The 19,346-nt window shown below is 74.9% G+C and carries 21 protein-coding genes; 5 read left to right on the top strand and 16 right to left on the bottom strand.

Translation table 11 applies throughout. The features are described from left to right. Positions 1-6: 6 nt before the first annotated feature. From HL054_RS05855 to arsB, 3 genes are read right to left on the bottom strand one after another with little or no spacing between them, the layout of a single operon-like run. The gene (locus tag HL054_RS05855; protein WP_369137873.1) at positions 7-1,425 is read right to left on the bottom strand and encodes an FAD-dependent oxidoreductase; all 1,419 of its coding nucleotides are present in this window, start codon (positions 1,423-1,425) and stop codon (positions 7-9) included. Further along, complete coding sequence (locus tag HL054_RS05850; protein ID WP_369137872.1) at positions 1,422-2,072, bottom strand: arsenate-mycothiol transferase ArsC; 651 nt, start codon at positions 2,070-2,072, stop codon at positions 1,422-1,424. Before HL054_RS05850 ends, HL054_RS05855 begins: the two co-directional genes overlap by 4 nt. Further along, a complete protein-coding gene (gene arsB / locus HL054_RS05845; RefSeq protein ID WP_369137871.1) occupies positions 2,069-3,199 on the bottom strand; it encodes an ACR3 family arsenite efflux transporter in 1,131 nt (376 codons plus the stop codon). The genes HL054_RS05850 and arsB overlap by 4 nt, the downstream gene beginning before the upstream one ends. A 99-nt stretch (positions 3,200-3,298) precedes the next feature. On the opposite strand from arsB, the gene HL054_RS05840 reads away from it, so the two are divergent. Continuing rightward, entirely contained in the window at positions 3,299-3,661 is a 363-nt protein-coding gene (locus HL054_RS05840; RefSeq protein ID WP_369137870.1) for an ArsR/SmtB family transcription factor, read from the top strand. Position 3,662: 1 nt separating this feature from the next. On the opposite strand, the gene HL054_RS05835 is transcribed toward HL054_RS05840, so the two are convergent. Continuing rightward, a complete protein-coding gene (locus HL054_RS05835; protein ID WP_369137869.1) occupies positions 3,663-4,874 on the bottom strand; it encodes an amidohydrolase family protein in 1,212 nt (403 codons plus the stop codon). Positions 4,875-4,918: 44 nt separating this feature from the next. After that, positions 4,919-5,836: a DMT family transporter gene (locus HL054_RS05830; protein WP_369137868.1), complete on the bottom strand. Its 918-nt coding sequence runs from the start codon at positions 5,834-5,836 to the stop codon at positions 4,919-4,921. A 159-nt stretch (positions 5,837-5,995) separates the two neighbouring features. Between HL054_RS05830 and HL054_RS05825 the strand changes: the two genes are divergently transcribed. Further along, a complete protein-coding gene (locus HL054_RS05825) occupies positions 5,996-6,394 on the top strand; it encodes an SRPBCC family protein (protein WP_369137867.1) in 399 nt (132 codons plus the stop codon). A 1-nt stretch (position 6,395) separates the two neighbouring features. Here HL054_RS05825 and HL054_RS05820 read toward each other — a convergent pair whose 3' ends face one another. The 3 genes from HL054_RS05820 to HL054_RS05810 form a co-directional block, all read right to left on the bottom strand. Next, complete coding sequence (locus HL054_RS05820) at positions 6,396-7,154, bottom strand: SDR family NAD(P)-dependent oxidoreductase (RefSeq protein ID WP_369137866.1); 759 nt, start codon at positions 7,152-7,154, stop codon at positions 6,396-6,398. A gap of 155 nt (positions 7,155-7,309) precedes the next feature. Beyond that, the gene (locus tag HL054_RS05815; RefSeq protein ID WP_369137865.1) at positions 7,310-8,776 is read right to left on the bottom strand and encodes a uracil-xanthine permease family protein; all 1,467 of its coding nucleotides are present in this window, start codon (positions 8,774-8,776) and stop codon (positions 7,310-7,312) included. 145 nt (positions 8,777-8,921) lie between these two features. Continuing rightward, positions 8,922-10,757, bottom strand: a complete 1,836-nt coding sequence (locus HL054_RS05810; RefSeq protein WP_369137864.1) for a PucR family transcriptional regulator — start codon at positions 10,755-10,757, stop codon at positions 8,922-8,924. Positions 10,758-11,146: 389 nt separating this feature from the next. Between HL054_RS05810 and HL054_RS05805 the strand changes: the two genes are divergently transcribed. Beyond that, positions 11,147-12,151, top strand: coding sequence for a DUF2877 domain-containing protein (locus HL054_RS05805; RefSeq protein WP_369137863.1), 1,005 nt, complete (start codon positions 11,147-11,149; stop codon positions 12,149-12,151). Between the two features lie 15 nt (positions 12,152-12,166). On the opposite strand, the gene HL054_RS05800 is transcribed toward HL054_RS05805, so the two are convergent. The 8 genes from HL054_RS05800 to rpe all read right to left on the bottom strand — a co-directional run bounded on the left by HL054_RS05800 (position 12,167) and on the right by rpe (position 17,957). Next, positions 12,167-12,571 carry an SSI family serine proteinase inhibitor gene (locus HL054_RS05800; protein WP_369137862.1) on the bottom strand — a complete coding sequence of 135 codons (405 nt, stop codon included), beginning with the start codon at positions 12,569-12,571 and terminating at the stop codon, positions 12,167-12,169. A gap of 9 nt (positions 12,572-12,580) precedes the next feature. Then, the gene (hisG, locus tag HL054_RS05795) at positions 12,581-13,447 is read right to left on the bottom strand and encodes an ATP phosphoribosyltransferase (RefSeq protein WP_369137861.1); all 867 of its coding nucleotides are present in this window, start codon (positions 13,445-13,447) and stop codon (positions 12,581-12,583) included. Between the two features lie 91 nt (positions 13,448-13,538). After that, complete coding sequence (locus tag HL054_RS05790; RefSeq protein WP_369137860.1) at positions 13,539-13,802, bottom strand: phosphoribosyl-ATP diphosphatase; 264 nt, start codon at positions 13,800-13,802, stop codon at positions 13,539-13,541. Beyond that, entirely contained in the window at positions 13,799-14,308 is a 510-nt protein-coding gene (ribH, locus tag HL054_RS05785; RefSeq protein ID WP_369137859.1) for a 6,7-dimethyl-8-ribityllumazine synthase, read from the bottom strand. The genes HL054_RS05790 and ribH overlap by 4 nt, the downstream gene beginning before the upstream one ends. Next, the gene (locus tag HL054_RS05780; RefSeq protein WP_369137858.1) at positions 14,305-15,615 is read right to left on the bottom strand and encodes a bifunctional 3,4-dihydroxy-2-butanone-4-phosphate synthase/GTP cyclohydrolase II; all 1,311 of its coding nucleotides are present in this window, start codon (positions 15,613-15,615) and stop codon (positions 14,305-14,307) included. Before HL054_RS05780 ends, ribH begins: the two co-directional genes overlap by 4 nt. Further along, positions 15,612-16,244: a riboflavin synthase gene (locus HL054_RS05775; RefSeq protein WP_369137857.1), complete on the bottom strand. Its 633-nt coding sequence runs from the start codon at positions 16,242-16,244 to the stop codon at positions 15,612-15,614. The genes HL054_RS05780 and HL054_RS05775 overlap by 4 nt, the downstream gene beginning before the upstream one ends. Before the next feature lies 1 nt (position 16,245). Then, positions 16,246-17,301 carry a bifunctional diaminohydroxyphosphoribosylaminopyrimidine deaminase/5-amino-6-(5-phosphoribosylamino)uracil reductase RibD gene (gene ribD / locus HL054_RS05770; RefSeq protein ID WP_369137856.1) on the bottom strand — a complete coding sequence of 352 codons (1,056 nt, stop codon included), beginning with the start codon at positions 17,299-17,301 and terminating at the stop codon, positions 16,246-16,248. Continuing rightward, positions 17,298-17,957, bottom strand: coding sequence for a ribulose-phosphate 3-epimerase (gene rpe, locus HL054_RS05765; RefSeq protein WP_369137855.1), 660 nt, complete (start codon positions 17,955-17,957; stop codon positions 17,298-17,300). The genes ribD and rpe overlap by 4 nt, the downstream gene beginning before the upstream one ends. Positions 17,958-18,062: 105 nt before the next feature. Here rpe and HL054_RS05760 point away from each other — a divergent pair, with 105 nt between their 5' ends. Both HL054_RS05760 and HL054_RS05755 read left to right on the top strand, forming a co-directional pair. Continuing rightward, positions 18,063-18,551 carry an SRPBCC family protein gene (locus HL054_RS05760; protein WP_369137854.1) on the top strand — a complete coding sequence of 163 codons (489 nt, stop codon included), beginning with the start codon at positions 18,063-18,065 and terminating at the stop codon, positions 18,549-18,551. Positions 18,552-18,806: 255 nt separating this feature from the next. Continuing rightward, entirely contained in the window at positions 18,807-19,298 is a 492-nt protein-coding gene (locus HL054_RS05755; RefSeq protein WP_369137852.1) for a hypothetical protein, read from the top strand. Positions 19,299-19,346: the final 48 nt, after the last annotated feature.

Genomic DNA, 19,346 nt, shown 5'->3' with positions numbered 1-19,346 from the left:
AGGGGCTCATCCGGCCAGCGCCGGACGTGCTGCGGTGCGGGTCGGGGGTCGGTGTTCCCGGCTCCAGGCCTGGGCGGCCAGCTGGACCGCGTCCCAGGGTGACCCCAGCGGCGGGGTGTAGGCCAGGTCGAGGTCGGCCAGGCCCTCGACGGTCATGGCATGGAACAGGGCGGTGGCGTAGACGTCGGCGCGCTTGGCGACCTCGCTGCCGAGCCGGCCGACCAGCTGGGCGCCGAGCAGCCGACCGGTGTCGGCGTCGGCGGTGACCCGGATCGTGATCGGCTGGGCGCCGGGGCAGTAGCCCTTGTGGTCGTCCGGGCTGGTCTGGGTGGTCACCGGCCGGAAGCCCGCCGCCACCGCCTCGTGCTCGAGCAGGCCGGTGCGGGCGGCGACCAGGTCGAAGACCTTGACCACCTGGGTGCCCACGCTCCCGGCGAAGCGGGCGGTCCCGCCGACGGCGTTGGCACCGGCGACGCGGCCCTGCTTGTGGGCGGTCGTCCCGAGTGGCAGCCAGGTGACGCCCAGCAGGCGGTGGTGGGTGACCACGCAGTCCCCGGCTGCCCAGACGTGCGGCAGACCGGTGGCCATCGTCTCGTCGACGACCACCGCACCGCCGGGGCCGGTGCGTGCGCCGGCCTCGACCAGCAGCTCCACGTCGGGCCGGACGCCGGCGACGACGACCACGAGGTCGAACCGCGTCACCAGCGGCTGCCCGGGCACGGTGATCGCGATCCGGGCGTCTTCGGTGCGGGCCAGCCCGGTGACGGTGGTGCCGGTGAGCACCTCGACCCCGTGCCCCGCCATCTCGGCGTGCACCAGGGCGCCGAGCTCGGCGTCGACGGTGGCCAGCACCTCGGCCGGCCGCTGGGCCACGGTGGTCGCGATGCCGCGCGCGACGAGGGCCTCGGACATCTCCACCCCGATGTAGCCCGCACCCACGATCAGCGCCGAGCGGACGGGGCGGCTGGTGAGACCGGTCATCAGGGCGCGGGCGTCATCGATCGTGTGCAGCAGGTGCACCCCGTCGGCCGGCCCGAGTCCGTCCGGCCCGCCGATCCCGGCGATGGCCGGCACCACCGGGAGGGCGCCGGTGCCGACGACCAGCTCGTCGTAGGCCAGCCGGTCGGTGGCGCCGTCCGGACCGGTCACCACGACGCGCTGCCCGGCCACGTCGATCCCGGTGGCCCGGGTGTCGACCCGCAGGGTCAGCCCGGCCGCCTCCAGGTCGGCGTAGGTGCGGTGCGCCAGCGACTGCCAGGGCTGTACGTCACCGGCGATGTAGTACGGGATGCCGCAGATGGAGAAGTTGGGGTGGGCGTCGGCGACCACGACGGTGACCTCAGCGGCCGGGTCGACTTCCCGGGCGCGCAGCCCGGCGGAGGTGCCGGCGTCGCTGCCGCCGATGACGACCAGCCGGCGGCTCACGCGCCGAGCTCGGCGAGCAGCCCCCGCACGCGGGTCTCGACGTCGACGGCGATCGCCTCGACCTGCGCCGACTCCCGGCCGGCGGGGTCGGCGACGTCCCAGTCCAGGTAGCGCTTTCCCGGGTAGACCGGGCAGGCGTCACCGCAGCCCATGGTGATGACCACGTCGGCGGCCTGGACGACGTCGTCGGTCAGCGGCTTGGGGAACGCGTCGGTGGCGGTCATGCCCCGTGCGCTCAGCACCTCCAGCACGACCGGGTCGACCTCGTCCGCCGGCATGGACCCCGCGGACCGGACGTGCACCCGCCCCTCCGACAGGTGCTCGACTATGGCGGCGGCAAGCTGCGAGCGGCCGGCGTTCTGCACGCAGACGAACAACACCTCCGGTGCCTCCTTGGCCAGCACTCCCTTCGCCTGGGCGAGGGCGGTGAGCCGCTCGGTCGCGAAGCGGCAGGTCAGCACGGGCAGGTGGGTCGTCACGCGGGCGGTCCGGCCCAGCCCGGCGTAGGACTCGAAGACCATCCGCTCGACGGTCTCCGGGTTCACCATCCCGGCGAAGCGGGTGGAGAGGTCCTCCACGTGGCGCCGCAGCACCACGTGCGGGTCCTGCAGCCCCGGGAAGCCACCGGGCTGGTCGGTCTGGGTCATCGCGCTGCTCCCTCGTCGATGCGGGCCGGGACGGTGGGGTCGCCCGGGAACCAGCGCCGGGCGGCCCAGAGCGAGACGTAGACGAGCGCGACCAGCACCGGCACCTCGATCAGCGGGCCGACCACCCCGGCCAGCGCCTGCCCCGAGGTGACGCCGAAGGTGCCGATCGCGACGGCGATGGCGAGCTCGAAGTTGTTGCCGGCGGCGGTGAACGCCAGCGTGGCGGTCTTGGCGTAGCCCAGCCGCAGCCGCATGCCGAGCAGGAACGAGCCGCCGAACATCAGTGCGAAGTAGGCCAGCAGCGGCAGCGCGATCCGGACGACGTCCCAGGGGTTCGACGTGATGGCGTCGCCCTGCAGGGCGAAGAGCATGACGATGGTGAACAGCAGCCCGTACAGGGCGACCGGGCCGATCTTCGGCAGGAACCGGCTCTCGTACCAGTCGCGGCCCCTGCGGTGCTCACCGATCGTGCGGGTGAGGAACCCGGCCAGCAGCGGGATGCCGAGGAAGACCAGCACCGAGACCACGATCGCCCACACGCTGAACTCCGCCGAGGTGGTCGACAGGCCCAGCCAGCCGGGCAGCACCTGCAGGTAGAACCAGCCGAGCGCGGCGAAGGCGACGATCTGGAACACCGAGTTGATCGCGACCAGCACTGCGGCGGCCTCACGGTCGCCGCAGGACAGGTCGTTCCAGATCAGCACCATGGCGATGCAGCGGGCCAGCCCGACGATGACCAGGCCGGTGCGGTACTCGGGCAGGTCGGGCAGCAGCAGCCAGGCCAGGGCGAACATCAGCGCGGGCCCGATCAGCCAGTTCAGCGCCAGGCTCGCGGCCAGCAGCCGGCGGTCGCCGGTCACCCGGTCCAGCTCGGAGTACCGGACCTTGGCCAGCACGGGGTACATCATCAGCAGCAGCCCGACGGCGATCGGCAAGCTCACGTCGCCGACCCGGACGGCGTCCAGCGCGTCGTCGAGCCCGGGCACCAGCCGGCCGAGCAGCAGCCCGGCCGCCATGGCCACGACGATCCAGACCGGCAGGAACCGGTCCAGCGTCGACAGCCGGGCGAGCACCGGGGTCTCGAGGTCGGTGGCCGGCCGAGGTGTCTCGGCGACGGTGTCGCTCATGCGGGGGCTGCTCCTCGTCGTCCATCGACATCGGTCGATGTCCCTCGCGAGGATGCCTGGGGTATCGACAGCCGTCAATGTCCCACCGATACTGGCGTGGTGAACACCGGGCGAACTGCGCTGCCGATGCTCGAGCTGGTCGACGTCGGCTGCTCCCCCGCCGCGCTGTCCGACGCCATGAGCGCGGAGACGGCCACCGAGCTCGCCCGCACGCTCAAGGCCCTCGCCGACCCGGCCCGGCTGCGGGTGCTCTCCCTGGTCGCCGGCAACGACGGCCGCGAGGTCTGCGCGTGCGACCTGACCGACCCGCTCGGGCTCTCCCAGCCGACGGTGTCCCACCACCTCAAGGTGCTGGTCGACGCCGGCTTCCTGCAGCGCGACAAGCGCGGGGTGTGGGCCTACTACTCGCTGGTGCCCGGCGCACTGGAGCGGGTGACCGACGCGCTGCCCGGCGGGCGCTGACTCAGCGCAGCACGGCCCCGCCGCGGAGCACGACCCGCGGTGGCGCGTGCCGGGCCAGCAGGTCGACGGTGCGGGTCGCGTCGTGCACCAGCAGGTCGGCCGGCCCGCCGACGCGCAGCCCGTGGTCGGCGAGCCCCAGCACGCGCGCCGCCGACGTCGTCACCAGGTCGACCAGCACCTCCTGCTGCGGTCCGGTGCGCATGTCGAGCAGGTGGGCGGCCAGGAACGCCACCTCCAGCAGGTTGTGCCGGCCGAACGGGTAGTAGGCGTCCTCGATGTCGTCCTGGCCCAGCGCCACCGCCACGCCCGCCGCCACGGCCCGCTCGACCGGCAGCGCGACCGAGCCGGTGTGCGGGTCGCTGACCAGCCCGAGGCCCACCTCCCGGGCCAGCTGCAGCACCGCGGCCTGCCGGTCGGCGTCGTAGTGCCCCAGCGCGCGGGCGTGGCAGGCGACCCCGCGGCCCTGCAGCCCGTGCCGGCGCATCGCCTCGGCCAGCATCCGGGTGGTGTCGTAGGCAGGGTCGGGGGCGTCGTCGGTGAGCATGGCCACCCGGCGTCCGGACCGGGCCGCCAGCGCGCACGCCCACTCCACGTGCGCCTCCTGGTCGGCGACCGAGGCCTCGATCCACGGGATGCCCCCGACGACGTCGGCGCCGGCGGCCAGCGCCTCCTCGACGAGCTCGGCGGCCCCCGGGTCGCGCAGCACGCCGTCCTGCGGGAAGGCGACGACGGAGACGTCGACCCGGCCGCGGAACTCCTCCCGCGCCGCCAGCACGGCCTGCACGCCGACCAGCCCGGCGGCGGTGTCGACGTCGGCGAACGCCTGGACGTGCAGCACCCCGTGCCGTTCGCCGTCGGCCAGCGCCTGCCGGACCGAGGGCAGCAGCCGCTCGAGCGTGTACTGCTCCTTGACCGCGCGGGCCAGGTCGATGCTGCGCGCCGAGTCGGCCATCCCGTCGCCGGTGTAGGCCTGCAGCGCCGCATCGCCGATCCAGGGCAGCGTGCGCACCTTGTCCAGGTGCAGGTGGGCGTCGACGAACGGCTCGGTGACCAGCCCGCCGTCGGCCTCGACCAGCACCGCGCCCGGCGGCACGGGCAGCTCGCCGGCCGGTGGCAGCGCGGTCACCCGGCCGCCGGCGCAGTGCACGTCGACGACCGCCCCGCCGCGCGCCCGCGCACCGGTGACGACGAGGTCGGCTGGGGAGTCGGTCATGACGCAGTCCTAGCAGGCGCAGATGTCGGACCGGCTACGGCTGGTCAGGGAGCGGACCCGGCCTCCTGCGGCACCGGCACGGGCCGCCGGGGCCGGTCGCGGCGGCGGGACAGCGCCACCCCCGCCAGGCAGACCGCCCCGCCGACGAACGCCAACCCCGGCGGCACCTCGTCCAGCAGCAGCCAGCCCAGCAGGATCACGATCGGCGGCACCAGGTACGTCGTGGCCCCGAGCCGGCCGGCGTCCATCCGGGACAGCGCGTAGGCCCAGGTGCTGAACGCGATCGCGGTCGGCACCACCCCGAGGTAGACCATGCCGGCGATCGAGGACGCCGGCGCCCCGGCGAGCTCGCCGGCCAGCACGCCGGCCCACGGCAGGGTGCAGACCGCGCCGATCGCGCAGGCGGTGAAGGTGACCTGCAGCGCCGGGAGCCGGCGCAGCAGCGGCTTCTGCGCGACCACGCCGGCGGCGTAGGTGACGGCGGCGACCACGCAGAGCGCGACCCCGAGCAGGTCCGCGCCGGAGCTGCGGGTGGCCGCCCCGATCAGCAGCACCCCGCAGAACGCGACGCCCAGCCCGACGACCAGCCAGCGCGGGAAGCCCTCGCCCAGCAGCAGCCCGGCGAAGACCGCGATCAGCACCGGGCCGATGTTCACCAGCATGGCCGTCGTCCCGGCGTCGAGGTGCTGCTCGGCGGCGTTGAGCGCGACGTTGTAGATGCCGAACCAGCCGACCCCGCAGACCACCAGCAGCCGCCACTCCCCGGCCGTGGGGCGCACCCAGCCCCGCGGGGCCAGCAGCAGGCCGAGGACCGCCGTGCCGACGGCGAGCCGGCCCAGCGCCAGCGCCCCCGGGGAGAGGTCCTCCCCCACCGCGCGGATGCCGATGAACGCCGAAGCCCAGGCCAGCAGGGTGACCGCCACGGCCAGCAGGGTCAGCGGGGCACGCGTCGCGGTGGGCACGTGCCCGACCCTAGGGAGGACCACCGACGGGTTCTGGCGGTTCCCGGACGCCGCACCGGCATTGGCCGGGGAGCGTCGGTGTCCGGCGGGAACGCTGCGGTCCGGCGGTCGCCGGAGGGACCCGCCACCCCGAGGGGAGCCACAGGGCACGATGCGGGCATGACGGAGTCCCGGCACCTCACCGTGTCCATCGACCGCCCCGCCGCCGCCGTGTACGCCTACGCCCGCGACCCGGCGCACCTGCCGCGGTGGGCGGCCGGGCTGGCCGACGGCATCCGGCGCGAGCGCGGCGAGTGGGTGGCCGACTCCCCGATGGGCCGGGTGCTGGTGCGGTTCGTCCCGGTCAACGAGTACGGCGTCCTCGACCACGACGTCGTGCTGCCCGACGGGACGACGACGACCAACCCGCTGCGGGTGCTCGCCGACGGCCCGGACCGCAGCGAGGTCGTCTTCACCGTGCGCCGCGCGCCCGGCACCCCCGACGAGGCCTGGGCCGCCGACACCGACGCGATCAGCACCGACCTGCAGACCCTCAAGCGGGTGCTGGAGGCCGGCTGACTCAGCGCTCCTGGTCGGTGGGGCGCACCAGCACCTCGTTGACCGCGACGTGCGGCGGCTGGGTGACCAGGTAGAGCACCGCGCGGGCGATGTCCTCGGCCTGCAGCGTGCGCATGCCCGCCGCCATCTGGGCCGACGCCTCCCGCGCCTCGGGCTGGGTGATGTGGCTGGACAGCTCGGTGGCCACCGCGCCGGGCTCGACCAGGCCGATCCGCACGCCACGGCCGGTGACCTCCTGGCGCAGCGACTCGCTGAAGGCGTTCACCGCCCACTTGCTGGCGTTGTAGACGCCGGCGCCCTTGCGGGCCACCCGGCCGGCCACGCTGGACAGGTTGACCACGTCGCCCGACCCCTGCTCGACCATCCCGTCGATGGCCGCGTGGGTCATGTAGAGCACGCCCATCACGTTGGTCTGCACCATCCGGCGCCAGTCCTCGGTGTCCGCGCCGACGATCGTCCCGAGCAGCATCACCCCGGCGTTGTTGACCAGGACGTCGAGGCCGCCGAGCTCCTCGCGGGTGCGGGCGACGGCAGCGGCGCAGGCCCGTTCGTCGGTGACGTCCAGGTCGAGCTCCAGCACCGTGGCACCGCCCGCCCGCAGCCGGCCGGCCAGCGCCTCGAGCCGGTCGCGCCGGCGGGCCCCGACGGCGACCGCGGCGCCGGCCTCGGCGAGGGCGACCGCGGTCGCCTCCCCGATGCCCGACGACGCCCCGGTCACCAGGGCGACCTTCCCGGCCAGCGGCCTGCTGCTCTCGGTCATGCGCACCTCTCCTCCGGGCCGACCGGCGCGGCCCCCGTCGGAGCCTGTGCCCCGGCGGCCCGGCGGTCACGCACCGACCCCGGCCCGGGCCGGGACGCGCGCCGGCCCGGCTCCCCACGGGAGGAGCCGGGCCGGCGTGGACAGGGGTGCTGCGGTCAGCGCGGGGGGTTGGCCCGGTCGACGTCGGAGGGGTCCGCCCCGCCCGCGTCGGCGCGGTGACCGCCGCCGGCCCGGTGCCCACCGGTCGACCCGAGGGCCGGGCCGGTGCCGCCGGCGAAGCCACCCTCCTCGTACAGCGCCGCCTTCATCTCGGCCGGGGCGAGCGCCCGGGCCAGGTGCCAGCCGGCCACCGCGACGATCGTGCCCAGCGCGATGCCGCCGAGGGAGAAGTTGTCGGTGAAGGTCAGGTTGACGTTGCCGATCCCGATGATGATCCCGGCCGCCAGCGGCACCAGGTTGATCGGGTTGGCGAAGTCGACCCGGTTCTCCTTCCAGATCTTGGCGCCCAGCAGCCCGATCATCCCGTAGAGGACGACGGTGATGCCGCCGAGGACGCCGCCCGGGGTGGCGTTGACGATCGCGCCGAACTTGGGCACCAGGCCCAGCAGGATCGCCACGATCGCCGCGACGTAGTACGCCGCGGTCGAGTACACCCGGGTGGCGGCCATGACGCCGATGTTCTCCGCGTAGGTGGTCGTGGGCGAGCCGCCGACCGAGGTCGCGACCACGGTCCCGACGCCGTCGGCGAACACCGCCCGGCCGAGCACCGGGTCCAGGTTGCGCTTGGTCATCTCGCCGACGGCCTTGACGTGGCCGGCGTTCTCCGCGACCAGCGCGATGACCGCGGGCAGCACGAGGAGGGAGAAGTTGACCGAGAACGACGGCGCGGTGAAGTCCGGCAGCCCGAACCAGTCGGCCTGGCCGACGGCGTCCAGGTTGACCCGGTCGCGGGTGGTGACGTCGCCGACGCCGGCGTCGAAGGAGGTGATCTGGCCGGCCGTGGCGTCCAGCAGCAACGACAACAGGTAGCCGAACACCAGGCCGAGCAGGATCGAGATGCGGGCCCAGAAGCCGCGCAGCGCCAGCGAGCAGACGATGACGAAGGTCATCGTGGCCAGCGCGACCCACTGGTCCTGCGGCCAGTACGTGGCGGCGGCGACCGGGGCCAGGTTGAAGCCGATCAAGAGCACCACGGCGCCGGTGACGGCGGGCGGCAGCACCTTGTTGACCACGACGGTGCCGGCCCGCTGGATGAGCAGGCCGACGAGCGCCAGCACGATGCCGGACACCAGGATCGCGCCGACGACGTCCCCGCTGTCACCGCCCTGGGCCCGTACCGCGGCCACACCCCCGACGAAGGAGGCGCTGGTGCCCAGGTAGGAGGGGACCTTCCCCTGCACGATGAGCAGGAAGATGATCGTCGCGATGCCGCTCATCAGGATCGCGAGGTTCGCGTCCAGGCCCATGATGAGGGGGAAGACGAACGTCGCGCCGAACATGGCGACGACGTGCTGCGCGCCGATGCCGACGGTCAGCGGCCACGACAGCCGCTCGTCGGGCGCCACCGCCTCACCGAGCGGCGGGGTCTTCCCGTCCCCGTAGAGCTTCCAGCCGAACGCCATCAGGTCCTCCTCGAGCGGGCCGCCGAGCGAAGTAGCTCAGCGCTGAGGGATCGCACAATGGCATCCCGATCGCGCCCGCACCAGGGGTCTGCGGACACGTTCGGATCACGGCGTGGCGCGTGTGACCAGCCGTTACCTCCCCGACTTACCCCAGTGACTCGAGCCCGTCGTCCAGGACGACGGAGGCCAGGCTCTCCAGCGGCGGGCGGTGCGGCTGGTCGAGCCCGCGCATCCGCGCCGCGTGCAGCGCCAGCAGCAGGTTCAGCCGCAGCGTCGGGTCAGTGGTGAAGGGCCCGAGCAGGCGCTCGAGCTTGCCGATCCGGTACCGCATCGTGTTGTAGTGGAAGTGCAGCCGGCGGGCCGACTCGGCCACGTTCAGGTTGGTCTCCAGCAGCACCCGCAGGGTGTCGCGGAGGTCGGTCGAGTCGGTGTCGGCGGAGTCGGCCAGCGGACCGAGCACCTCGTCGACGTAGGACCGCAGCTCGTTGCTGTCCGGGATCAGCGACAGCAGCCGGAAGACGCCGAGCTGGTCGAAGTGGGTGACCGCGTGCCCGCCGTGGATCTCCTGGCCGACGACGAGGGCGCGCTGCGCCTGCTGGTAGGCCTCGGACAGCCCCGACAGCGACTCGGCCGGACGCCCGATGCCGGTGCCCAGCAGCCGGCCCACCCGCCGCAGCCGGGCGTTGACCCGGGCGGTGACCGCGGCGACCAGCGCGGACAGCTCCTCGGGGGTGCGCCCGTCCAGCGGCAGCACGGTGACGATCTCGGTGGCCAGACCCGCGACGGCGGCCCCGGCGACCTCGGCGTCCACCGCGGCCCGCCAGCCGTCGGCCAGCCGGTCCAGCACGTCGAGCGCGCGGGTCGGGTCGGCGCTGGCGTCGGCCACCGTCTCGGTGCCGCTCACCAGGACCACGACCGGGCCGTCGAGCCGCCAGCCGAAGGACCGGGTGTAGGCCAGCGTCCGCTCGGTGTGCCCGACCACCCCGCCGACCAGCCGGCGGACCAGGTCGCCCTGGAAGCGCAGCTCGACCGAGTGCACGGCCTGCGAGCGGATCTCCGACAGCGCGGCGATCACCGCGGCCTGCTCGAGCACGGCACCGGCGCCGAGCAGCATCGGCCCGTGCCGGTTGACCGCGACGAGCCAGCCGTGGCGCTGCTCGCCGGCCATGATCGGGGCGACGGCGTACTCCCCCAGCCCACCGGGGAGCTCGTGGTGGCCGGGGACCAGCAGGATGCCGTCGGCCGGGGAGAGGTCGGCGTCGGCGAGCACCTCGGCCGGGGTGACCACGCTCTGGTCGGCGCGGTTGCCCGACAGCCGCCGCGCCGGGGTCAGGTCGCCGAAGGCGTCGTCGGCGGCGGCGTCGAGCAGCCACAGCCAGTCGCGGATCTCGGTGACCTCGTCCGGCGGGCCGGCGCTGGTGGCCACCTCGCGGTCCGGGCCGAGCCCCAGGACCGCGGCACCGGCCAGGAACGTCGAGACCTGGGTGGTGACCTCGGCCAGCCCACCGCCGGACAGCGCGACGTCGATGAACTGGTTGTGCATCCGGTTGGCGAGCGAGAGCGCCTGCGTCTGCTTGTCGATGATCGCGCCGAGCACCTCGGCGACGACCTCGTCCAGCCGGGTCGAGCTGGGCAGCGCGAGCACCGGGAAGCCCCGCCGGTCGGCCTCGGCGAGCACCTCCGCGGGCATCTCCCCCGCCGCGTTGCCGACGCCGGCCTCGGAGCGGTAGGCCAGCGCGCCGTTGCCGCCGCGGTGCAGCCGCTCGATGAGCGCCCGGCTCTGCCCCGGATCGGACCGCGGGAGCTTCGAGCCCAGGATCACCAGCACGTCGGGCCCGCCGGCGAGCGGGTCGGCCGGGTCGTCGACGGCCACGTGCCGGACGATCCGGCGGGTACCGGTGGCCCCACCGACGACGACGGTGCCCTCGAGCCCCGGCAGCTGCAGGAGCTGGTCGACGGTGAGGCCCATGCTGTCCTGCATCGCGGTCCGGTCGGCCGGTGGCAGCTGCGAGAGGACCGGTTCCGGCGAGGCCGGGACAGAACTGAACGTAGCCGACCGATCGCTTTGTGCAGGGTATGTCACGGAAGCTTCACGTTCAGTCACTGTACGTACCCCCACGACGCCCTACCGAGTCAACTCCCCCGAGATTCTGTCAGACGTCTCTGGACGGCAATACCCAGGCTTGGCGAGAATCGCCATACAGGCCCGAGGGACTCGCCACTTAGGTTCGTCTCCCGGACACCTGGTCTCGGCGCGCGGAGGTCGGTCGTCCCGGTATCAGACCGGGGGCCGGTTGCCTCGGTCCGAGGGACAGCACCGGGACGGTCTGCCGCACCAGGCACCGCCGTCGACGCACAGGTGGAGGGCACATGCACACCATCGACGAGAGCACCGGCGGCACCCCCGCGGGAGCTCAGCAGACCACGGCCCGCCGGGGCGCGCACCCCGGGCGGGCGGCCCGCGCCGGCGTGCCCGCCATGCACGTGCCCCGCTCCTCCCCGGAGAACGGCGCCGGTCGCCGCGCGTCGGTCCCGGCCCAGGCCAGCACCGGCGTCGCCGAGCTGCTCCGCGGTCCGGTGCGCCCGGCCCGGGTGCTGCTCAGCGTGCCGGCGGCGGTGTACCTGACCGTGCAGACCCCGCAGGGTGCCGACGTCGTCGGCGTGCTCACCTCCGACGCCGCCCGGCTCCCGCTGGGCTGCATCCTGTTCCGCCCCGCCAACGGCCGCCCGCTGGTGTCGGTGCCCAGCGGCGCCCCGGCCCGGGTGGGCGGCGGCCGGCTGGTGGTCGGTGACCTGACCGTCAGCGCGGCCTCCTGGTGGGACCCGCGGCCCAAGCTGCCGACCGCCCGCCCCGCGCTGCTCCCCGAGGGCGTCCGGCAGCTGCGCGCCGCGCTGTACGGCGAGGGCGTGCCGCACAGCGCGTTCTCGCTGCCCGGGCTGCCCGGCGGCCCGAGCGGTCCGCTGGCCGCGCTCCGCGGTGCGGTGCGCCGCGCCGACCTGGACGCCGCGCTGCGCACCGCGACCCGGCTGATCGGGCTCGGCCCCGGCCTCACCCCGGCCGGTGACGACGTGCTCGCCGGGACGACGGCCGGGCTGGTGCTGCTGGGCCACCCCGCCGCCGAGCGGTTCGGCGCCGGCGTCACCTCGCTGGCCGCCGGCCGCACCACCGAGCTGTCCCGGGCGCTGCTGAAGCACGCCGCCGCCGGTCAGGTCAGCGGTGAGTTCGCCGCCGTGCTGCGCGGCCTGGTGGGCGACGGGGCGCTGGCACCGGCCATCCGGGCGCTGCTGGCCACCGGGTCCACCAGCGGCCGGGCCCTGGCGCTGGGGCTGTGCACCGCCATCGACCTGGTCGACCGCACCGCCCGCCCGCGCTGACCGGTCGCGGTCGGCTCAGCCGGTCGGGAGCAGCGGCGCCAGCCGGGTCCACTGGTCGATCTCGCACCCGTGGGTGCGGGCCAGCTCCAGCCGGACGGCGTCGCCGGCCCAGCGGCCGGTGACCAGCGCCGTCTCCGGTCCGCCGTACTGCTCGGTGCACGCCTGGTCGGCCGGCAGCGGGTCGAACGGCGCCTCGAGCGCGCGCAACTGGTCGCAGGCCGCCGCCGGGTCGGGCAGGTCGCCGTCCGCCGGGTCACCGCAGGTGAGCGTGTGGCGCTCCGGTGCGCTGCCGTCGCCCCGGTCCACGACCACCACCAGCTCGTCCCCGGCCGAGGTCGGTGCCGCGGCCGTGCCGTCGTCCGGGCCGGTGGCGCAACCGGCCAGTGCCAGGATCACCAGGGAGAGGACGGCGCGGCGCACGGGGTGCTCCTAGAGGCGGGAGGCGGTGATGGTGGTGACCAGGATGGCCCGGGCCCCGAGTTCCCAGAGCTCGTCCATCAACCGGTTCGTGTCGTCCTTGAGCACCATCGCCCGCACCGCCGACCAGTTCTCGGTCTGCAGCGGGCTGACCGTCGGGCCCTCCAGCCCGGGGGTGATCGCGGTCGCCCGGGCCAGCAGCTCGTCGGGGCAGTCGTAGTCCAGCATCACGTAGCGCCGGGCGACCAGGACGCCCTGCAGCCGGCGGCGCAGCTGGGCGACCGCGGGCACCTCGTCGGCGCCGGCCCGGCCGACCAGCACGGCCTCGCTGGCCAGCACCGGGTCGCCGATGATCCGCAGGCCGGCCGCCCGCAGCGTCGTCCCGGTCTCCACCACGTCGCAGACGGCGTCGGCGACACCGAGCCGGCAGGCGGTCTCGACCGCGCCGTCGAGCTTGACGACGGAGGCCTTCATCCCGCTCTCGTCCAGGAAGCGCTGCAGCAGCCCCGGGTAGGCGGTGGCGATCCGCCGGCCCTCGAGCTTGGCGACCTCGTCGACCGGGGAGTCGGCGGGGCTGGCGAAGCGGAAGGAGGAGCGGCCGAAGCCCAGCGGCATGACCTCGGCGGCCACCGCGCCCTCCCCGTCGCCGGGGGTGGTCTCCAGCAGCATGTCCCGGCCGGTGATCCCGACGTCCAGCGTGCCGGCCGCGACGTAGATGGCGATGTCGCGCGGGCGCAGGTAGAAGAACTCGGTGTCGTTCTCCGGGTCGTAGACCGCCAGCTCGCTGGTGGTCCGGCGCTGCCGGTACCCGCTCTCGGCGAGCATCGCCGCCGCGGGCTCGCTCAGGACGCCCTTGTTGGGCACGGCGACGCGCAGCACGGTACGAACTCCTAGGTGACGTGATGGAACGGCCTCGTCCCAGGGCCCCGCGGCGTGCGGAGCGCGTCGTGGGGAGGGACGAGGTCCTTCTTCAGAGGTGAGCGTAGACGTCGTCCAGGCTCAGGCCCCGGGCGAGCATCAGCACCTGCACCCGGTAGAGCAGCTGGCTGATCTCCTCGGCGGTGCGCTCGGCGCCCTCGTGCTCCGCGGCCATCCACGACTCGGCCGCCTCCTCGACGACCTTCTTGCCCGCGGCGTGCACCCCGTCCCGGACGGCGGTGACGGTGCCCGACGCGGGGTCACCGGCGGCCACCTTCTCGGTCAGCTCGGCGAAGAGCTGGTCGAACGACTTCACGCGGGGTTCACGCCGAATCCGGTGCTCTGCTTGGGCGTGCGCAGGTCGCGCAGCACCAGCGCGGTCTGCAGGGCGGCGGCGGTGGCCTCCCAGCCCTTGTCCTCGGCGGAGTCGTCCATGCCGGCCCGGTCGCGGGCCTGCTGCTCCCCCTCGGTGGTCAGCACGCCGTTGCCGACGGGCTTGCCGGCGTCCAGCGCGACGCGGGTGAGCCCCTCCGTGAAGGAGTCGCAGACGTACTCGAAGTGCGGGGTGCCGCCGCGGACGACCACGCCGAGCGCCACGACGGCGTCGTGGGTCTGCGCCAGCGCCTGGGCGACGACGGGCAGCTCGATCGCGCCCGGCACCCGGACGACGGTCGGGGAGGTGACCCCCGCGGCGGCGGCGCACGCGAGCGCGCGCTCGAGCAACGAGTCGCTGATCTCGCGGTGCCAGGTGGCGGCGACGATGCCCAGGGTCAGCCCTGCGGCGTCGACCGGCTCCTGCCGCGGCGCTCCCACGCCGCTCATGCCGGCTGCTCGTTCTGGCGCATCGGGATGTCGCTCCCCCCGGCGGCCGCGCGGCCGCCTCGCTCGTCGTCCACCGGCCCGTGGTCGGGCTCGATGATGTCCAGCAGGTGTCCCATCCGGTCGCGCTTGGTGCGCAGGTACCCGACGTTGTCGGCGGTGACGTGCGTGGGCAGGCCCACCCGACCGGTGATCTTGAGGCCGTAGCCCTCCAGCCCGGCCCGCTTCGCCGGGTTGTTGGTCAGCAGCCGCATCGTGTGCACGCCCAGGTCGACCAGGATCTGGGCGCCCGTACCGTAGTCGCGCGCGTCGGCGGGCAGGCCGAGGTCGAGGTTCGCGTCGACCGTGTCGACCCCGGTGTCCTGGAGCTGGTAGGCCTGCAGCTTGTGCAGCAGGCCGATGCCCCGGCCCTCGTGCCCGCGGATGTAGAGCACGACGCCGCGCCCCTCGTGGGCCACCGCGGCGAGGGCGGCGTCCAGCTGCGGGCCGCAGTCGCAGCGCAGCGAGCCGAAGACGTCGCCGGTGAGGCACTCGGAGTGCACCCGGACCAGGACGTCGTCGCCGTCGGCGATGTCGCCGTAGACGAAGGCCACGTGCTCGCGCTCGTCGTAGGAGCTGCGGTAGCCCACCGCGACGAACTCGCCGGCCCGCAGCGGCACCCGGGCCTCGGCGACCCGCTCGACCAGCTTGTCGAACCGCTTGCGGTAGGCGATCAGGTCGGCGATGGAGACCATCACCAGGTCGTGCTCGTCGGCGAAGACCCGCAGCTCCTCGCCCCGCGCCATGCCGGTCGGGTCCTTCTCGCTGACCACCTCGCACAGCGTCCCCGAGGGGCGCAGCCCGGCCAGCACGGCCAGGTCGACGGCGGCCTCGGTGTGGCCGGGCCGGCGCAGCACGCCGCCGTCCCGGGCGCGCAGCGGCACCACGTGCCCGGGGCGCGCCAGGTCGGCGGAGCCGGAGTCGGCCGAGGCCAGCGTGCGGATGGTGTGCGCCCGGTCGGCCGCGGAGATGCCGGTGGTGACGCCCTCGCGGGCGTCGACGGTGACGGTGTAGGCGGTGCCCCGGCGGTCCTGGTTGACCCGGAACATCGGCGGCAGGTCGAGCCGGTCGGCGTCCTCCTCGGTGACGGCCACGCAGATGTAGCCCGAGGTGTAGCGGACCATGAAGGCCACCAGCTCGGGGGTCGCGAGCTCGGAGGCGAAGATGAGGTCGCCCTCGTTCTCCCGGTCCTCGTCGTCGATCACCACGACCGGGCGCCCGCTCTTGACCGCTGCGATCGCGTCCTCGATCGAGTCCAGGTGCAGGGTCATCGTCGTGCTCCCAACAGTCGTTCGACGTACTTGGCGATGACGTCCACCTCCAGGTTGACGGGGTCACCGGGAGCGCGCTCGCCCAGGGTGGTCTCTCGCAGGGTGGTCGGGATGAGGCTGACCTCGAACCACGGCTGGGGCTGGTCCGCCCCCTCGTCGTCGGACAACGCGCTGACCGTCAGCGAGACGCCGTCGACGGTGATCGAGCCCTTCTCCACCACGTAGCGGGCCAGGTCCGCCGGGACGGCGACCCGCACGACCTCCCAGTCGTCGCCGGGCGTGCGGGACAGCACGGTGCCGACGCCGTCGACGTGGCCCTGCACGATGTGCCCGCCGAGGCGGGTGGTCGGGGTGACGGCGCGCTCCAGGTTCACCGGGTCGCCGGTGCCGACCCGGCGCAGGCTGCTGCGCCGCAGCGTCTCGGCCATCACGTCGGTGCTCCAGATGCCGGTGCCGTCGGCGTCCGGCTCCACACCGGTGACGGTGAGGCAGACGCCGTTGACCGAGATGGAGTCGCCGAGCGCGACGCCCTGCAGCGCCGTCCGGGCCCGGATGCGCAGCACCGCGCTGTCCGCGCCGTCCTCGCGCGCGACCAGGGTGCCGAGCTCTTCCACGATGCCGGTGAACACGTCAGCTCCCTCCGCCGGTCGTCCCAGGCCCACCAGTGTGCCGGGTGGGACGCATCCGGATCTGCACGTCCCCGCCCAGGCGGGTGACGTCGGTGACGTGCAGGTGCAGCGCGTCGGTGATCGTGCTGATTCCCAGTGCCCCCACCATGTGGGCACCGGCACCCAGCAGCTGGGGTGCGACGTGCACGACGGCCTCGTCGACCAGCCCGTCGGCCAGGAACGCCGCGGCGAGCGTCGGGCCGCCCTCCAGCAGCACCCGGCGGACGTCGCGGCCGAACAGCTCGGCGAGCAGGGTGGCCGGCGTCGGCGCGGTGCTGACGAGGGTGGGGGCGGCGGCGTCGTGCACGCGGGCGGTGGCCGGCACCCGGCCGCGGCGGTCCAGCACCACCCGCAGGGGCTGCCGCCCGGCGGGGCGGCCGTCGGGGTCGCGCACGGTCAGCTGCGGGTCGTCGGCGAGCGCCGTGCCGGAGCCGACGAGCACGGCGTCGCAGCCGGCCCGCAGCCGGTGCACCTCGGCCCGCGCCTCGGGGCCGGTGATCCAGCGGCTGGTGCCGTCGGCGGCGGCCACCCGGCCGTCGAGGGTGGTGGCCACCTTCCACACCACGTGCGGGCGGTGCTCGCGGACGCCGGTGAGCCAGGCCGCCAGCGCACCCTCGGCCGCCGCTGTCCGCTCCGCGCCGAGCTCGACGTCGACGCCGGCCGCGCGCAGCCGGGTGGCACCGCCGGTGGCCAGGGTGGTCGGCTCGGGCACCGCGACGACGACCCGGGCGATGCCGGCGGCGAGCAGCGCGTCGGCGCAGGGCCCGGTGCGGCCGGTGTGCGCGCACGGCTCCAGGGTGACCACCGCGGTGCCGCCCCGGGCCCGCTCGCCGGCCTGGGCCAGCGCGTGCACCTCGGCGTGCGGGCCGCCGGGCGGGGAGGTGGCGCCCTCGCCCACCACGGCGCCGGCGGCGTCCAGCACCACCGCGCCGACCGGCGGGTTGGGGCTGGTCGTGCCCAGCACCCGCAGCCCGAGCTCGCGGGCCCGGGCCATCGCCGCCTGCTCGGCGGCGTTCACCGGGCGGCCAGCGCCCGGAGCCTGGCGATGGCCGCGGCGGGGTCGTCGGCGCCGAAGACGGCGGAGCCGGCGACGAACACGTCGGCGCCGGCGGTGGCCGCCTGCTCGATGGTGTCGGCGTTGATGCCGCCGTCGACCTCGACGAAGAGCTGCAGGTGCCCGGTCTCGACCAGCCGCCGCGCCTCACGGACCTTGGGCAGCACCTCCGGCATGAACGACTGGCCGCCGAACCCGGGCTCGACGGTCATCACCAGCAGGGTGTCGAACTCGGGCAGCACGTCGAGGTAGGCCTCCAGCGGGGTGCCCGGCTTGAGCGCCAGCCCGGCCAGCGCCCCGGCGGCCTTCAGGTCGCGGGCCACCGCGCGCGGGTCGGTGCAGGCCTCCGCGTGCACGGTCACGTTGCGGGCGCCGGCCTCGGCGTACCCGGGCGCCCAGCGCTCCGGGTCCTCGATCATCAGGTGGCAGTCCAGCGGCACCGGGCTGACCGCCTGGATCGCCTGCACCACCGGCAGGCCCAGGGTCAGGTTCGGCACGAAGTGGGCGTCCATGACGTCGACGTGCACCCAGTCGGCGTCAGCGATGCGCTGCACCTCGTCGGCGAGCCGGGCGAAGTCCGCGGACAGCAGGCTGGGCGCGATCATCGGTTCCCGGGACACGCGTAGATCGTAGGGGGCCTCCTGCGGCCCCTTCTCAGACCTCGAAGGTGCAGCTCAGGCGGGTGGTACCTACGCTCCGGCCATGATCGCTGGAAGCGGGGCGTGATGGCCCAGGTCGAGGCCGAGGTGGTGGTCCCGGTCGAGCCGGCGCTGGCCTTCGCCGTCTCCCAGACCACCGGCGAGGTGCGCTACCGCTGGGACCCCTTCGTGCGCCGGCAGCACTTCCTCGACGGCAGCACGCGGCCGGCCAAGGGCGTGCGCACCGCCACCCGGTCGCGGCACGGCCTGGGCATGGTCAGCGAGTACGTCTCCTACGTGCCGCCGTCGCACGTCGGGATGCACATGACCCAGGGCCCGTGGTTCTTCGGCGTCTTCGCCGGCAGCTGGCGGTTCACCCCGGTGGACGGCGGCACCCGCGCGGTGTGGCGGTACGTCTTCCGCTGCCGCCCGGCCTGGCTGGCCCCGCTGGCCGAGCACATCGGCACCCGGGTGCTGGGCCGCGACATCGAGCGCCGGATCGCTGGGTTCGCCGGTGGCTGCGCGGACCCCGTGGTGCTCGCGGCTGCGCGCCGTGCGCTGGAGGGCAGGTCCTGAGGGCACGGCGGGGGCTGCCGGTCGCAGCGCCGTGGCCGAGGGCGCTGTCGACCGGAGCGCAGTCGGACCGGCGCGGCCGCCGGCCGGAGTCGCTGGCCGCCCGGCTCCTGCCGCTGCACGCCCCGGCGTCGCGACCGTGACGGCGACACGGTCCCGTGCCACCGGGGTGCGGTCCGGAAGGCCCTCTCGTGCGCCGTTGCCCGTGCGTGCCGCCGCTCGAACGTCCAGCTCACGGCCGGTGCCTACGCTGCTGCCATGATCGACTCGGCCCGGGGGTGGCTGCTGCTCCTCGTGGCGTTCCACGCCGCGCTCGGCTGGGCCGTGGTCGTCCTGGCCGGATCAGTGGCGCTGAGCGGGATGGCAGGGTCCTCGGTCGGCTGGGCCGCCGTCCTGGCCTGGCAGCTGCGGACGGCGGACGCCCGGGAGCGCCGTCGGGTGGTCCGGCGGTCCTTGCGTGAGCACGACGACCCGGGGCCGCAGTGGCGACCCGCCGTCGACGCCGAGGTGCGACGCCGCCTCGCGACGACCCGGCGTGAGTGGTGGCTGCTCGGCGCGTTGCTGGGCGCGGTGGTGGGAGCCCCGGCCCTGGCGTGTCTCGTGGCGGCCGTCCCCCGGGACGACTGGACCGCCGCACTCCCGGCCGTGCCGCTGGCCGCGGTCGGGGTGCTGGTCCACCGGTGGGTCCGGCGCCTCGTGGCTGAGGCGCGGCGCTGGTCGGACCACCCACCGGTCCCGGACGGCGCCTGAGGTCCGATCGTCGCCCGGACGTGCCGCTCGGCGCGGTGTGGAGCCCGT

It is taken from the genome of Modestobacter versicolor, assembly GCF_041028285.1.
Taxonomy (GTDB): Bacteria; Actinomycetota; Actinomycetes; order Mycobacteriales; family Geodermatophilaceae; genus Modestobacter; species Modestobacter versicolor_A.
The sequence above is the reverse complement of the archived record's forward strand: the minus strand, read 5'-3'. Positions and strand labels throughout refer to the sequence as shown.

Coding starts and splice junctions, on each gene's coding strand:
- HL054_RS05850 (WP_369137872.1), bottom strand. CDS start 2,072: ATGACCCAGACCGACCAGCCCGGTGGCTTCCCGGGGCTGCAGGACCCG.
- arsB (WP_369137871.1), bottom strand. CDS start 3,199: ATGAGCGACACCGTCGCCGAGACACCTCGGCCGGCCACCGACCTCGAG.
- HL054_RS05835 (WP_369137869.1), bottom strand. CDS start 4,874: ATGACCGACTCCCCAGCCGACCTCGTCGTCACCGGTGCGCGGGCGCGC.
- HL054_RS05825 (WP_369137867.1), top strand. CDS start 5,996: ATGACGGAGTCCCGGCACCTCACCGTGTCCATCGACCGCCCCGCCGCC.
- HL054_RS05820 (WP_369137866.1), bottom strand. CDS start 7,154: ATGACCGAGAGCAGCAGGCCGCTGGCCGGGAAGGTCGCCCTGGTGACC.
- HL054_RS05815 (WP_369137865.1), bottom strand. CDS start 8,776: ATGGCGTTCGGCTGGAAGCTCTACGGGGACGGGAAGACCCCGCCGCTC.
- HL054_RS05810 (WP_369137864.1), bottom strand. CDS start 10,757: ATGCAGGACAGCATGGGCCTCACCGTCGACCAGCTCCTGCAGCTGCCG.
- HL054_RS05805 (WP_369137863.1), top strand. CDS start 11,147: ATGCACACCATCGACGAGAGCACCGGCGGCACCCCCGCGGGAGCTCAG.
- ribH (WP_369137859.1), bottom strand. CDS start 14,308: ATGAGCGGCGTGGGAGCGCCGCGGCAGGAGCCGGTCGACGCCGCAGGG.
- HL054_RS05780 (WP_369137858.1), bottom strand. CDS start 15,615: ATGACCCTGCACCTGGACTCGATCGAGGACGCGATCGCAGCGGTCAAG.
- HL054_RS05760 (WP_369137854.1), top strand. CDS start 18,063: ATGGCCCAGGTCGAGGCCGAGGTGGTGGTCCCGGTCGAGCCGGCGCTG.
- HL054_RS05755 (WP_369137852.1), top strand. CDS start 18,807: ATGATCGACTCGGCCCGGGGGTGGCTGCTGCTCCTCGTGGCGTTCCAC.